General features: G+C 55.5%; 13 protein-coding genes. 2 read left to right on the top strand and 11 right to left on the bottom strand.

Translation table 11 applies throughout. The annotated features are described in order from the left end of the window. Window positions 1–4: 4 nt before the first annotated feature. The 6 genes from NDQ72_13110 to hutC form a co-directional block, all read right to left on the bottom strand. A complete protein-coding gene (locus NDQ72_13110) occupies window positions 5–754 on the bottom strand; it encodes an electron transfer flavoprotein subunit beta/FixA family protein (GenBank protein ID WKD30397.1) in 750 nt (249 codons plus the stop codon). A gap of 64 nt (window positions 755–818) precedes the next feature. Beyond that, window positions 819–2,351 (bottom strand): histidine ammonia-lyase, encoded by a 1,533-nt coding sequence (gene hutH, locus NDQ72_13105; protein WKD27004.1) that lies wholly within the window; start codon window positions 2,349–2,351, stop codon window positions 819–821. A 26-nt stretch (window positions 2,352–2,377) separates the two neighbouring features. After that, window positions 2,378–4,057 (bottom strand): urocanate hydratase, encoded by a 1,680-nt coding sequence (gene hutU, locus NDQ72_13100; GenBank protein ID WKD27003.1) that lies wholly within the window; start codon window positions 4,055–4,057, stop codon window positions 2,378–2,380. A 71-nt stretch (window positions 4,058–4,128) separates the two neighbouring features. After that, window positions 4,129–5,094, bottom strand: a complete 966-nt coding sequence (hutG, locus tag NDQ72_13095) for a formimidoylglutamase (GenBank protein ID WKD27002.1) — start codon at window positions 5,092–5,094, stop codon at window positions 4,129–4,131. Further along, the gene (gene hutI / locus NDQ72_13090) at window positions 5,084–6,298 is read right to left on the bottom strand and encodes an imidazolonepropionase (protein WKD27001.1); all 1,215 of its coding nucleotides are present in this window, start codon (window positions 6,296–6,298) and stop codon (window positions 5,084–5,086) included. The genes hutG and hutI overlap by 11 nt, the downstream gene beginning before the upstream one ends. A 256-nt stretch (window positions 6,299–6,554) precedes the next feature. Next, window positions 6,555–7,271 (bottom strand): histidine utilization repressor, encoded by a 717-nt coding sequence (gene hutC, locus NDQ72_13085; GenBank protein ID WKD27000.1) that lies wholly within the window; start codon window positions 7,269–7,271, stop codon window positions 6,555–6,557. Between the two features lie 174 nt (window positions 7,272–7,445). Here hutC and NDQ72_13080 point away from each other — a divergent pair, with 174 nt between their 5' ends. Continuing rightward, the gene (locus NDQ72_13080; GenBank protein ID WKD26999.1) at window positions 7,446–8,414 is read left to right on the top strand and encodes a GlxA family transcriptional regulator; all 969 of its coding nucleotides are present in this window, start codon (window positions 7,446–7,448) and stop codon (window positions 8,412–8,414) included. Between the two features lie 119 nt (window positions 8,415–8,533). After that, entirely contained in the window at window positions 8,534–9,481 is a 948-nt protein-coding gene (locus tag NDQ72_13075; protein WKD26998.1) for an ABC transporter substrate-binding protein, read from the top strand. Here NDQ72_13075 and NDQ72_13070 read toward each other — a convergent pair. The 5 genes from NDQ72_13070 to NDQ72_13050 form a co-directional block, all read right to left on the bottom strand. Beyond that, window positions 9,472–10,305 (bottom strand): alpha/beta hydrolase, encoded by an 834-nt coding sequence (locus NDQ72_13070; protein WKD26997.1) that lies wholly within the window; start codon window positions 10,303–10,305, stop codon window positions 9,472–9,474. The genes NDQ72_13075 and NDQ72_13070 overlap by 10 nt on opposite strands. Before the next feature lie 102 nt (window positions 10,306–10,407). Beyond that, a complete protein-coding gene (locus NDQ72_13065; GenBank protein WKD30396.1) occupies window positions 10,408–12,009 on the bottom strand; it encodes a BCCT family transporter in 1,602 nt (533 codons plus the stop codon). 195 nt (window positions 12,010–12,204) lie between these two features. After that, window positions 12,205–12,660: a thioesterase family protein gene (locus NDQ72_13060; protein ID WKD26996.1), complete on the bottom strand. Its 456-nt coding sequence runs from the start codon at window positions 12,658–12,660 to the stop codon at window positions 12,205–12,207. Next, complete coding sequence (locus NDQ72_13055) at window positions 12,660–13,616, bottom strand: L-carnitine dehydrogenase (protein ID WKD26995.1); 957 nt, start codon at window positions 13,614–13,616, stop codon at window positions 12,660–12,662. The genes NDQ72_13060 and NDQ72_13055 overlap by 1 nt, the downstream gene beginning before the upstream one ends. Continuing rightward, a complete protein-coding gene (locus tag NDQ72_13050; protein WKD26994.1) occupies window positions 13,613–14,533 on the bottom strand; it encodes a 3-keto-5-aminohexanoate cleavage protein in 921 nt (306 codons plus the stop codon). Before NDQ72_13050 ends, NDQ72_13055 begins: the two co-directional genes overlap by 4 nt. Between the last annotated feature and the right edge of the window lie 13 nt (window positions 14,534–14,546).

Raw genomic sequence — 14,546 nt, 5'->3', positions numbered from 1 at the left:
CCTTTCAAAGCACTTTGGCTTCATTCTTGAGTTTGTCGATCAGCTCGTCCACTGAGCTCACCTTGATTCCTCCTTCACGCTCAGTTGGCGGGGCTACCCCGATCAGTTTTAGCTTGGTAGTAACGTCAATACCCATTTCCTCGGGGGTTGTGGTGTCCAGCGGCTTCTTTTTCGCCTTCATTATGTCCGGCAGCTTGGCGTAGCGTGGCTCGTTAAGGCGTAGATCGGTAGTGATGATGGCCGGGAGCACCAGTTCGATGGTCTGCAGACCGCCATCAACTTCGCGTGTCACCCTGGCTTTATCATCTTGAATAATTATCTCGGAGGTGAAAGTCCCCTGAGGCAGGCCAGTTAGGGCAGCGAGCATCTGGCCTGTCTGGTTGTTATCGGTATCGATGGCTTGCTTGCCGACGATAACAAGTCCCGGCTGTTCCTCTTCCACCACTTTGGCGAGTAGCTTGGCCACCGCCAGTGATTCGATGCGTTTGTCAGACACAATGTGAATGGCTCGATCAGCGCCTAATGCCAGGGCGGTACGCAGCTGCTCCTGGGCGGTTTTGGGGCCGATGCTCACGACCACAACCTCGGTGGCCACGCCGCGCTCCTTCAGTCGTACTGCCTCTTCCACAGCGATCTCGCAGAAGGGGTTCATAGCCATCTTGACGTTAGTGAGGTCGACGTCGCTATGATCTGGCTGGACCCGGATTTTGACGTTGTAGTCGATGACGCGTTTGACCGCGACGAGGATTTTCATTAGTTGGAACCCCGCTTTGTTGGGTGAAGAATCTATCGCGTTGGCTGTGCTCATGTGCTTAGAGTCAATGACTGGGCAGTAGGCCTGCGGGTGCCAGACGATTGAGGTGGCGTTTCGCGAGGAGTTGGCTGGCCGCCTCAATGTCTGGCGCAAAGAAGCGATCCTGTTCGTAGTGGGCAACGTGCTCACGAAGTAACTGCTTTGCTTGCTCCAGCGGCGCAGTGGTAGTTAGACCGTGGCGCATATCCAACCCTTGGCAGGCACAGAGCCACTCAATGGCAAGGATGTCACGCACGTTATCGGCCATTTCCCATAGCCGTTTACCCGCTGCCGGTGCCATGGAGACGTGGTCTTCCTGGTTGGCCGAGGTAGGTAGGCTATCAACGCTATGCGGGTGCGCTAACGCTTTGTTTTCACTGGCAAGCGCTGCCGCGGTCACTTGCGCGATCATAAACCCAGAGTTAACACCGCCTTTCTCGACCAGGAAGGGCGGCAACTGGGACATGTGTTTGTCCATCATTAGCGAGATGCGGCGTTCCGCTAGCGAACCCATTTCGGCAATTGCCAGGGCTAAGTTATCAGCAGCCATTGCCACCGGCTCAGCGTGGAAGTTGCCGCCGGAGATGATGTCGTCGGTATCTTCAAACACCAGCGGGTTATCAGACACCGCGTTGATTTCTATCGCCAATACGTCGGCAACATGGCGAATTTGGGTGAGCGCGGCGCCCATCACCTGCGGCTGGCAGCGCAAGGAGTAAGGGTCTTGTACTTTATCGCAGTTGGCGTGGGAGTTGCCGATGTCGCTGCTCTCGCCGAGTAAATGTCGGTAGGCCGCCGCCGCATCGATCTGGCCACGTTGGCCACGTACTTCATGAATGCGCGCATCGAACGGTGAGCGCGACCCTAGGGTGGCTTCAACTGTCAGTGAGCCGCAAACCGTGGCGGCAGCATAGAGGTCTTCGGCATCGAACAGGCCGCGTAGCGCGTAAGCCGTTGACACCTGGGTGCCGTTGAGCAGCGCGAGACCCTCTTTCGGAGCTAGTGCAATCGGGCTAAGACCGGCGACTTTTAGCGCTTCTTCGGCACTGAGCCACTCGCCTTTGTGGCGTGCTTTGCCTTCGCCAATCAGTACCACACTCATATGGGCCAGTGGCGCGAGATCACCTGACGCACCCACAGAACCTTTGAGCGGAATATGCGGATACACCTCGGCGTTGATCAATGCGATAAGGGCATCAAGCACTTCACGACGAATACCGGAAAAGCCGCGTGCCAGGCTGTTAACCTTAAGCACCATGATCAGCCGCACAAGGCTGTCATCCATCGCAGCGCCCACGCCGGTGGCATGAGAAAGCACTAGCGAACGCTGCAGTGCTTCCAGGTCTTCATCGGCGATACGTGTTTGAGCAAGCAGCCCAAACCCGGTGTTAATACCGTAGACCGTGCGGTTTTCCTCAACTACCCGATTGACGCAATCGACGCTTTTTTGGATCGCCTCGTCGGCACTGCTTGGCAGGCTAACCGTGACGGGGGATTGAAAGACCTGGCGCGCTTGCGCCAGTGTCATTTTGCCGGGCTGAATATCGAGATGGGTCATTATGAGTGCTCCTTGAAGTTGTTGAATTAGCTCTTCAGCATCGGCAAATCGAGGCCGTTTTCACGGGCAGATTGTTTGGCAATGTCGTAGCCTGCATCGGCATGGCGCATAACTCCAGTGCCCGGGTCGTTGCGCAGCACGCGGCCAAGGCGTGCGTGGGCATCATCGGTGCCGTCGGCGACGATAACCACCCCGGAGTGTTGTGAATAGCCCATGCCGACACCGCCACCGTGGTGTAGCGAGACCCAGGTCGCACCACCGGCGGTGTTAAGCAGGGCATTCAGCAGCGGCCAGTCGGAGACCGCATCGGAGCCATCCATCATCGCCTCGGTCTCGCGGTTGGGGCTTGCCACGGAGCCGGAGTCCAGGTGGTCACGGCCAATCACGACGGGTGCTTTAAGCTCGCCGTTTTTGACCATCTCGTTGAAGGCTTGGCCAAGACGCGCACGGTCTTTCAGGCCGACCCAGCAGATACGTGCCGGAAGGCCTTGGAAGCTGATGCGCTCGCGGGCCATATCCAGCCAGTTGTGCAGGTGCGGGTCGTCGGGGATCAGCTCTTTGACTTTTTGATCGGTTTTGTAAATGTCTTCCGGGTCGCCTGAAAGCGCGGCCCAGCGGAAGGGGCCAATTCCCTGGCAGAATAAGGGGCGGATATAGGCCGGTACAAAACCAGGGAAGTCGAAAGCATTCTCAACGCCTTCTTCTTGAGCCATTTGGCGAATATTGTTGCCGTAATCGAAAGTGGGCACGCCCATTTTCTGGAAGTCGAGCATGGCTTGTACATGCACGGCCATCGACTGCTTGGCCGCTTTTACGGTGGCTTGTGGTTCGGATTTACCACGTGCCACGTACTCTTCCCAGGTCCAGCCTGCAGGCAGGTAGCCGTGTAGCGGGTCGTGGGCACTGGTTTGGTCAGTGACCATGTCGGGCTTCACGCCACGCTTGACCAGTTCGGGTAATACATCCGCGGCATTCGCACACAGGCCAATCGAGACGGCTTTGCCTTCGGCAGTGTAGCGTTCGATACGCGCTAACGCATCGTCGAGATCGTCTGCTTGCTCATCTAAATAGCGCGTGCGCAGGCGGAAGTCGATGCTGGTTTGCTGACACTCGATATTCAGCGAGCAGGCACCGGCCAGGGTAGCGGCGAGCGGTTGAGCACCACCCATGCCACCCAGGCCTGCAGTGAGAACCCAGCGGCCTGTTAGATTGCCGTCGAAGTGTTGGCGGCCCGCTTCAACAAAGGTTTCGTAGGTGCCTTGGACAATGCCTTGAGAGCCGATGTAAATCCATGAGCCTGCAGTCATCTGGCCGTACATCATTAGGCCTTTGCGATCCAACTCGTTGAAGTGCTCCCAGTTGGCCCAGGCGGGGACCAGGTTGGAGTTGGCAATAAGTACCCGCGGGGCGTCTTTATGGGTTTCAAATACGCCTACCGGTTTGCCGGATTGCACCAACAAGGTTTGCGTATCTTCCAGGCGCTGCAGAGTCTCAACGATTTTGTCGTAGCACTCCCAGTCACGCGCGGCGCGGCCAATGCCGCCGTACACCACCAAGTCCTCGGGGCGTTCAGCCACGTCAGGGTGAAGGTTGTTCATTAGCATGCGCAGCGGGGCTTCGGTCAGCCAGCTTTTGCAGCTGAGCTGGCTACCGGTAGGGGCAGCAATCTTACGGGATGCGTCGTGACGTTTGTCGTTAGTGGACATGGCGAAACTCCTCTTGAGTCATCGGTTTGTTATTAAAGGGCTAGTAATAGATGGATTAACGAATCCGGGCGCTAGGTGTCGAGCGCCAACTGAAAGACAATTCGTGCTGCCGCGCGGGCCGTACGGCTATCGATATCGTGATCTGGATTTAGCTCGGCGAGATCAGCTAAACGCAGCTTGCCGCTGTCGCGAATGGTCTCAATCAGTGGTTCAATCAGTGCGAGTGAGACGCCGCGAGCGGCGGGAGCACTAACGCCAGGGGCTTCCCCAGCGGGCAGTACATCCAGATCGATGGTCAGATAGAGGTGATCGCAACGCACCATGAAGCGCTCCAGGTCGCGCCGAATGCACTCAAGGTGGGCCGGTTGAAAGTCCCTGTCTTCACGAACCATGACGCCGAGTTGTGCAGCACGGTTAAACAGCGCGCGCGTGTTGGCAGCGCGGCTTACGCCTAAGCAGGCGTAGCGAAACGGCCAGCCGCGCTTGGCGCATTCATCAGCAATTTGCGTAAAGGGGGTGCCCGAAGAGCGAACATGAGAGGGATCGCGAAGATCGAAGTGGGCATCAAAATTGATAATGCCGATGCGTGGTGCTTTTTCACCGTTATCAGCGAGATGCTGGGCAAGCCCCAGCCAACTGCCATAGGCCACCTCATGGCCGCCACCTAGCACAACGGGAAAGTGTTCAGCCTTAAGCAACGCTGCTAATCGATCGGCGAGGGCTTGTTGGGCGGTTTCTAGGGCATCGCCTTCGCAGCGTACATTTCCCGCATCATAGGCTGGGCCTGTGCGGTGCCACGCCAGCGGTGCCAGCGCTTTACGCAGTGCCGAAGGGCCTTGCGCAGCACCGGTACGCCCCTGGTTTCTGGCCACACCTGCATCGCTTTCAAAACCTAATAAAGCACAGCCCGGCGCTGCCGCTGGGCTGAGCGGTTGGATCTTTTGATGCCAGCGCTCACTGTTGGGTTCAGGGTCTGTTCGGCCTGTCCAGAGTGACATGTCGAGCTCAGTGGCAGTGGCTTCACTGTTAATGGCCATGGGTAAGCACTCCCTGGAACATGCGCTGACGAAGGCGTCCTGGTTGTACGGCGTAAGCGAGCTCGGCGGGTGCATCGATATCCCATACGCAGAGGTCGGCTTCTGCACCTTCGTGGATGCGTCCTTTGCCCGATAGGCCTAGCGCAGTTGCCCCATGGGCTGTCATGCCCGCCAGTGCCTCTTGGGGAGTCAGGCGGAACAGCGTGCAGGCCAAGTTGAGCATTAGCGTGGGCATAAACAGTGGGGAGCTGCCGGGGTTGGCGTCGGTAGCCACTGCCATTGGAACGCCTGCGCTGCGCAGCGCCGCAATCGGCGGTTGTTGCGTTTCACGAAGGGTATGGAAAGCACCGGGCAGGATTACCGCCACACTACCGGCCTCATGCATGGCAGCGATGCCAGTGTCATCCAGGTACTCAATGTGGTCAGCAGATAGGGCTCCGTGGCGTGCGGCCATGGCCGTTCCGCCCAGGTTAGAGAGCTGTTCGGCGTGGGCCTTGATGGGTAGGCCGTGGGCCTCGGCGGCTGCAAACACTCGCTCGCACTGTTCCACTGAGAAGGCGATTTTTTCGCAGAACACATCAACCGCATCTGCCAGGCCTTCAGCCACTGCTGCAGGGATCATTTCCTGGCAGACAAGATCGATATAGCCGTCGCTGTCATCTTTGTATTCTGGGGGGAGGGCATGGGCGCCCAGCAGCGTCGTGACGACGTTGACTGGCAGCATCTTGCCGAGACGGCGCGCGACACGCAGCATCTTGAGTTCATCTTTGACGGTAAGCCCGTAGCCAGACTTAATCTCCACGGTGGTAACGCCGTCGGCAATCAGTGCTTCAAGACGCGGTTTAGCGAGTCTTAGCAGCTCATCTTCGCTAGCCTCGCGCGTGGCACGAACGGTACTAAGTATGCCGCCACCGCGTTTAGCAATCTCTTCATAGCTAGCCCCTTCAAGCCGCGCTTCAAACTCTTCAGCCCGAGAACCGCCAAAGACAAGGTGGGTGTGGCAGTCCACAAGACCAGGGGTCATCACACCGCCACTGCCCATCTCTGTGCAGTTATTGGCGAGTTGCTCGTCGAACTCACTCATGGGCGACAAGGCGATGATGTGTGCCCCTTCGGTAATAACGGCCATGCGGTCGGGCAATGTCCGCAAGCCATCGAAGACGCTGATATCGCGCCAGAGGCGACGATCCGTTGCATTCGGCATGAGGAGCTCCTTAAAAATCTTAATGTATATACAATTAAGATCAATAAGCGCTTCCTCGTCAAGATGCTTAGTAGAGAAATGTCAGATAGCGGTAAAGTGAAAAATAATTGTTTTTATATTTTTATATACAAATCAATTTATTACATTTTTTTGGCAATGTTGATGATTTGTTTAGTTAGACTAATGTCTATGTATTTGTTCGGCTTTATGTATATACATTTGGTGTGAGTAATAGACGTCAATGCAACGAAAAGAATTATGACGCTTGGCGATGCACCGAGGAGCGCAGTTTGTAGCGGTCGCCTGGATGCAGTAGGCGGGCATAGCTGATGAGCTGCTCGCCTGACCACGTGCGCCGTACCATGCTCAAGCAGGGGGTGGCGGTATCAATAGCAAGCCAATCGGCAGTTTGCTGGTCGACAAGCACGGCTTCGACAGTGTGCTCTACGTCAGTAATCGGGCAGGCCGCTACCAATACTTCATTGGGTGTGTGCAGTGAAAAATCACTGGTTAAGTAGTTGGGTACCCAGCGAGGGTTAACATAGCGGTTTTCAAGCTGAATAGGCGTGTCGTCTTCCAAATGTACCAGCAGCGTTTGAAACACGCGGCTACCTAGGCGAACGCCTAGCCGTAAAGCGACTTCGTCATCCGCTTCAATGGCTTCGCATACCAGTACGTGATTACTGTAATGGTGTCCCCTGAAGCGCACTTCATCGGCAATGTTGTAGACCTCGACCAGGGATGACTCTGCCTTGCGATCTGTCACGAAGGTACCTAACCCAGGCTGGCGTGTTAGGTAGCCTTTATGGACGAGATCACGAATCGCTTTATTAGCCGTCATTCGGCTTACCCCAAAATCTCGGGCAAGTTGCTCTTCGGGAGGGATCTGGTGGTGTGCTGGCCAGGCACCGCCCTGGATTTTCTCTAACAGGTGCTGCTGTATTTGCAGATAAAGTGGGGGAGCGCTGGTCATGAAGTGCCTTTCAAATGAATCTAATGTCTAACCATCTCCAGTGTACCTTGTGCAAAGGCCCAAGGCATCCTGTTGCTGGTTGGGCGTGTATTATGTACGCGGATTCATTGGCGTTGCCTGATTCGTTTAGTAATCGTCAGCATCGATAAGAAAGCGCTTATTTTAGGAGTTATTTTGCGCCTAAACTATTCTGGATCACTGCCAGAGCGCGTTGGTTTTTTATTATTACCGCGCTTTTCAATGATGGCATTTTTTTCTGCGGTAGAGCCGTTACGCATAGCCAATCGGATCAGCGGCCAAACGCTGTTTGAGTGGACGCTCTTTAGTCGTGATGGTGAGCCTGTCACTGCAAGCAATGGCATGACGCTATTAGTCGATCAGGCTATGGGAGGTGGTCTCGACCTGCCATCGTTGGCTGTGTGTAGCGGCTTTGAGCCTGAAGACCATTTAAGCCGAGCACTTATTTCGTGGTTGCATCGGCTTGATCAAGCCGGATGTGCCTTGGGTGGGTTGGACACTGGAGGGTTTATATTAGCTGCTGCCCAGTTATTGAAAGGTGAGCGGGTCACCTTGCATTGGGAGAGCTTGCCGGTCTTTCGTGAGCGTTTTCCAACGATTGAAACCACCGACGAGCTATTTGAGATCGGGGAGCGGCGTTTTTCCTGTGCGGGCGGTGCCGCAGCCGTGGATATGGCCTTAGCCGTCATCGCCAGACGTCACGGGAGCAAATTAGCCGTCGATGTCTCGGAACAGCTTATTCATGAGCGGTTACGTAGCCGCAGCGACCAGCAACGGATGTCGTTAGCGCAGCGGTTAGGCACTCATAACCGGCGTTTAGTGGAAGCCGTTGCATTGATGGAAAGACATTTAGAGGAGCCTCTTGCTTTGGCTGAGATTGCACGCCGAAGCGGTGTGTCATCTCGTCAGCTGCAGCGGTTGTTTGAGGATCACCTTCATCAAACACCGCGCCAGTGGTATTTGTCACTTCGTTTGGCGCGGTCAAAGCGTTTGCTGATTGAAACTGATATGAGCGTACTCGCCATAGGGGTAGCCTGCGGCTTTAGCTCTAGTTCGAGCTTTGCCAGAGCGTTTCGTGCTTGCTTTGGCTGCTCACCGATAGAGGCGCGCCAACAGGGCCGCTAACTGAGCGATGTACGACGCAGCTCTGTCGTTTTACGCGTAGATAATGTCGCTTTGTGTCGTTTCCATTGTTGTCTAGTCGTCAAACTTGGTGCGGTATATTGCCAAAAGAGGACATTATAATGAAGAACGCACTTGTTGGTTTTAAGGGTATGTCAGCACTTAGCGCCGCTGGGGTGGCAGCGCTTGCGTTGTCAGGGCCCGCCGCAGCCGACCTTGATGAAGTACGGTTTGGTGTTCCTCCCTGGCCAGGCGTCACCGTGAAATCTGAAGTAGCAGCGCAGCTGATGGAAGCGATGGGCTATCAAACAAGTCAGCGTGACTTGGCCGTAAGCGTGATTCTTGAGGGGTTAGCGCGCAACGATGTGGACGTCTATCTGGGCGGCTGGTATCCGGTACAAACCGATATGGTAGAGCCTCTGGTGGCTGATGATAAAATTGAAAAAGTGGTCTCCAATATCCAGGGGGCGAACTCTGGCCTGGTGGTTCCTCAGTACGTTTACGATGCCGGTGTAACATCGGTGGCCGACCTGGACGCCTACCGTGACCGCTTTGGTGGTGAAGTTCAGGGCATCGAGGCGGGCACCGGGATTAATACCGCCATTCTGGCGGCTATTGATAATGACATTGCAGGTTTAGGAGATTGGCGTCTACGTGAAAGCTCCACCGCCGCTATGTTGGCGCAGGCAGAGCAAAAGATGGCGGATGAAGAGTGGGTGACCTTTGTTGGTTGGGAGCCCCACTGGATGAACGTCAGTTTCGACATAGCTTATCTGGATGATGCCGATCAGGCGGGCATTGCCCAAATTGAGAGCACGGTTTGGACTATCGTTCCGGCCAATATGGCTGAAGATGATCCCCAGCTGCATCGTTTTCTTTCACAGTATGTAGTGGATATTGAGGATCAAAACGCGTGGGTGCATGACTACAGCTATGAGGATCGTCCCGCCAACGAGGTAGCGTCTGAGTGGATTAGTGCTAATTTAGACACCGTAGAGACATGGCTGGATGGCGTGACGACTAAAGATGGGCAGCCAGCGATACAGGCGGTACGTTCGACTTACCAGTAACCAATATTTCGCGTTAACCGTTTGTTAAGCGCTTGGCAAAAATCTTGCCAAGCGCTTTGCATTTCAGGCAGGTCCGCGTGGGCATGCAATGCCGCATGAACCATGTTTTTTGCACAGCGATAGCCTACCGGCATACCGTTGTTCCTCCAGTCCGCAATGGCTTTTTCGAGCGGTGCGGTTAAAGGGTCGTGCTCAACTGCAAGAACCTCAATCTGCATGTTGGGTGGAAATGTATCGACGTGGTTTTCAATCCATGGGCAGTAGCCAATGAGCGACAAAACATCGTGTCGGCTAAGTAACGGCGCATTGGCTCCCAGCGTCTGCTGATTTAGTTTGCCGACCGGCGGATAGATGAGTCCTAGCAGCACAGAATGATGCAGTAAGGGGGCTAAATCTATGGCTATGCGACCGCCAGCGCTGTCACCGACTACTGCAATGGGCTTTATGGCTTTAGCAACCTTGAAGCAGTCTTCTAGCATGTTGTGGTAGCTCGCCTCGGGCGCTAAGCGGTAGCTAATGCTGATAACGTGACGCTTTAGCTGCTCTGCTAGGTTTGCTGCTACCCCATGGTGGCTGTCGATAGACCCCAGGGTAAACCCACCTCCATGAATGTATAGCACTTGGCCAAACTGAGCGGATGCAGGGATAAAGTGTCGAATGACGATGTTTTCCCGCGCTTCGTCAGTGATTGTCATGCCTGACGGATTAGGCGGTGCAAACGTTTGGCATAGTTGGTCGTAGCGCTGGCGTGCTACTGCAGAAGCGTCATTTTCGATATCTTTTAAGCCCGCACCGAAGCGGGCGATAAAAGTGTTAATGTCCATCAGCGGCGTCACCCGTCAGTCGTTACTGGGTTGGTTTGATGCTTTCTCGCTGGCAATCAGGCGCTGCCGTTAAGCACGCCTGATGTCATCGGGATGGTTAGATCAACGCCTTCTGCGCTGTGCATCGAGCGTTTCGCGGAACAGCGAAATCAGCACACCAGCCGTCATCACTAGCACTACAACACTGAGTGGCAGGGCGGCTGCAATAAGGGCTGTTTGCAGCGCCGTAAGACCACCGGCAACCAGCAGTACCGCCGCCACTAAACCAATCACCACGCCCCAGAACACTCGGAAGCGTTTAGGCGGTTCATTGTCACCTAACGATAAAATGGTGGTCAGCACTAATGTGCCGGAGTCTGAAGAGGTGACAAACCAGCTCATTAGCAGAAAGACCATCATGGCTGAGAGTATCCAGCCAAACGTGCCACTGCCAACAATGCCATCAGCCGTGGCAAACAGTGCTGAGGGTAGGTTCCAAGCGTTAACCAGCTCGATGATACCGGCGCTGCCAGGGCCGCCCGCAGCGTAGAGTTCCTGATACATGGCGTTGCCACCGAAAATGATCAACCAGATAAAGATGATCAGGGTTGGCACTAACAGAACGCCCAATACAAACTCGCGTAGCGTACGGCCTTTAGAAATTCGCGCGATGAAAAGACCGACAAAGGGAGCCCAGGCTAGCCACCAGCCCCAGTAGAAGATTGTCCAACCTTGTTGCCAAGCGGCGGTTCCTTCCTCATCAGCGTACCAAAGTCCCATGGGAATAAAGTTGATAGCGTAGTCGAGCATGGTTTCGCCGAATGCCATGATGAGCCACAACGTGGGGCCTGCAATCAGGAAAATGCTCACGACCACTAGGGACACCCAGATATTCATCTCGGAAATAAGACGAATACCGCCGCGTACGCCGGATACGGCTGAGAGTATTGATATAACTGAAATACCCGCGATAAGTATTAACTGGGTATTTAGCCCTGGGTCGACACCTATTAGCCGTTCTAAGCCAACGGCCATTTGGCTAACCCCAAGCCCCAGCGACGTAGCGACGCCAAAGACGCAGCCCAGCACCCCGAGGATATCGAAAAGATGGCCGATAGGGCCAAAGATGCGTTCACCGATAAAAGGATAAAGCGCCGAGCGCAGTGCTAACGGCAACCCTTTTCGATAAGCAAAATACGCCAGCGACATACCGACAATCACATAGATGGCCCAGCCGTGAAGGCCCCAGTGAAAAACGGTGACGCGTAACGCATCGATAGCGCGCTCGTGACCGATGGCGGCGGCACCTGCCATATCGGCATGAGGGTTGTTGGGATAGCCAAAGGCGCCAGTATCGTCAAGGTAGAACACGGGCTCAGCGACGCCAAAAAACAGGATGCCAATGCCGATACCTGCAGAGAAGAGCATCGAGAACCACGCAAAGTTGCTGAACTCTGGGCGGCTGTCGTCAGTGCCAAGCCTTACGCTTCCATAGCGGCTGAAGACAATGAAGGCGCAGACTGCTAGTAGCAGCATGACGGTAATTAGGTAATACCCGCTAAACGTGCTCTCGATCCAGGCGCGAGTTGCTCCGAACACGCTGCCCGCTGTATCTGAGCCAAGCCCGGTGAAAAGTACGAAGAGCAGCACTAGGCCGCTAGCGGTTAGCGTCATTCCCTTGTGCATGCCTTGGAAGAAACCGCCTTGGGCGAGCTCTGTCACCATGTAGTCTGTACTGAGTTCGGCCTTGGGTGAGTTGTTATGCGAAGGCGGCGTGGGTCGGTGAGGGGAAGTTGGCGTAGCGATATGCTTGTCCTCTTGGGCCGGACGTCGGGCCGGCAATCCCGGTGAGCCGTCCGCACTGATGGACGGTTCTCATTATTTTTTAGTGTTGCTTTGTTATGTGGTTTTGCCGTGTCGTTATCGCCGTATGGCAATAGTGCGGCCGGCCAACTCTGGCCAGGCCGAAGGCTGAGCTTGGGGTAGAGCTGCAATGGCTTCTTCAACGGGGGCAGGGAAAGGCGCAGGGCGAGCGGTATTGATGTCAATGCCCATCAGCATCTGCTCGCTGGTGGCAAGTAGGTTGCCTGTCTCATCCTGTAGCTTGAAGAAAACATGCAGGCGTTTGGTATCGTGATCCAGCAGGGTCAGCTCCACGCTGAGTGGCTGTCCTTCGTGGGCCTCGCGGCGATAACAAAGATGCGTCTCAAGGGTGTAGATCGTGTAGCCGTAGCATGCTCGGCCTGCGCTATCTAAGCCGATATGCTCCATGAGTTCTTCTACTGCCAGTGAGAAGACCCGGGCATATTCGGCGTCGTTCATATGGCCGTTGTAGTCGACCCATTCTGAGGCAACGCGGCTTTGTAAAATAATCATTAGATACGTCCTTCCAAACCTTCGGCTTCAGGCCAATATTTTTGTACTAAGCCGAGCAGTTCCACCAGAAAGTCATCACGGCGGCGATCCAGCTCGGCCACTGAGCGACCAGCGGCTTGATGCTCGCAGCCTTCTACCACGCGATCAATAAGCTCGTTGGTAAGCTCGGGAGCTTCAAGCTTTGTCCACGGTAGTTTTAACGCCGGACCGAACTGTTCAAGCATATGGCGCATCCCTGACTCGCCACCAGCCAAATGAAAGGTGAGAAAGGTGCCCATTAGTGACCAACGCAAACCACAGCCGTAGACGACGGCGGCATCTATCTCTTCGGTTGTTGCAACGCCATCATTGACTAGGTGCAGCGCCTCACGCCAGAGCGCTTCCATCAGGCGGTCAGCAATATGCCCCTCTATTTCTCGGCGCACGACCAGCGGGCGCATGGCGAGTGTTTGGTAGAGGGCCTGGGCACGCTCTAACTCGTCAGGCGTGGTGGCTTCTCCGCCCACCAGTTCCACGAGCGGCAGTAAATAAACGGGATTAAAGGGGTGTGCGACGATCACGCGTCCCGGTGCTCGTGTGCAGGCATGCTGCAAATCGGTGGGCTTGAAGCCGGATGTTGATGATCCGATCAAGACATCTGGAGCTGCAGCGGCATCCAGGGCGGCAAGTATCTCACGCTTTAGCGCGAGTCGCTCTGGTACGTTTTCCTGGATCAGGTCGGCGCCTTCAACCGCTGCCTCAAGGCTTTCCACGAAGCGCAGCCGCTGGGGGCTGGCATCCTCGGCAAGACCCTGGCGCTGCAAAGATCCCCAGGCATTCTCAACGAAGGCGCGAGTACGCAGTGGCGCATCAGGGTCTGGATCAAAGGCCACGACATCCCAGCCCTGCGCCAGAGCGCGCGCGATCCAGCCATTGCCAATAACGCCCGTGCCTATAACCGATAGCTGCTGACTCATGCTTGACCCTCTGTAGCTGGCGCGGAGGAGTGCTTGCTATGCGGATCCCGTAAGTTGAGGTGCACACGAGTTTCTGCGGGTGTCATTACTCGGCCACCCAGGTTGTCAATTAGCGTGGCGGCATGCTCTACCAGTTGGCCGTTAGTGGCCAGGATGCCTTTTTTGAGAAAGAGATTGTCTTCCAGGCCGACGCGGGCATGGCCACCTAGTAGTACCGCTTGAGCTGCCATGGGCATCTGGTGGCGACCGATGCCGAAGGCTGCCCAATGGGCATTTTCTGGCAGCTTATTACGCATCGCTAGCATACTTTCTGTGTCGGCTTCAGCGCCCCAGGGAATGCCTAAACAAAGCTGATAAAGAGGATCACCGTCAATCAGTCCTTCCTGCTGTAGCTGGCGTGCGAACCAAACGTGGCCCAGGTCGAAACATTCCAGTTCTGGCTTGACGCCAGCGGCCTGCATCAGGCGGGCGTGCTCGCGTAGCCAGTCGGCAGGGTTTACGTAGACCATGTCGCCGAAGTTGAGGCTGCCGCAGTCTAGGGTGCAGAGTTCGGGCAAAAGCTCACCGACTGGCTCATGGCGTTGGGCGGGCGTCTGGATATCCGTGCCGGGGCCGCCGCGTGTGGGGTCCTGGGCGTCAGGAATCCAATCACCGCCGCCGCCAGCGGTAATGTTCATGACAATATCCACGTTCGCTTCGCGTACGCGTTCCATTACTTCGCGGAAATGATCGAGAGAGTGGCTGATGCCGCCGGTTTCAGGGTCACGAACGTGGATATGCGCAACGCTGGCACCGGCTTTCGCTGCGGCAATACAGTCGTTAGCGATTTGTTTAGGTGTGATCGGCACATGTGGGTTTTTGCCGGTGGTATCGCCTGCGCCGGTAACAGCGCAAGTTAAAATAACGTTGCGGTTCATTGGCCGCTCCTTG

It is taken from the genome of Halomonas sp. KG2, from assembly GCA_030440445.1.
In the GTDB taxonomy this organism is placed as follows: domain Bacteria; phylum Pseudomonadota; class Gammaproteobacteria; order Pseudomonadales; family Halomonadaceae; genus Vreelandella.
This window is presented reverse-complemented; position numbering and strand designations above follow the sequence as displayed.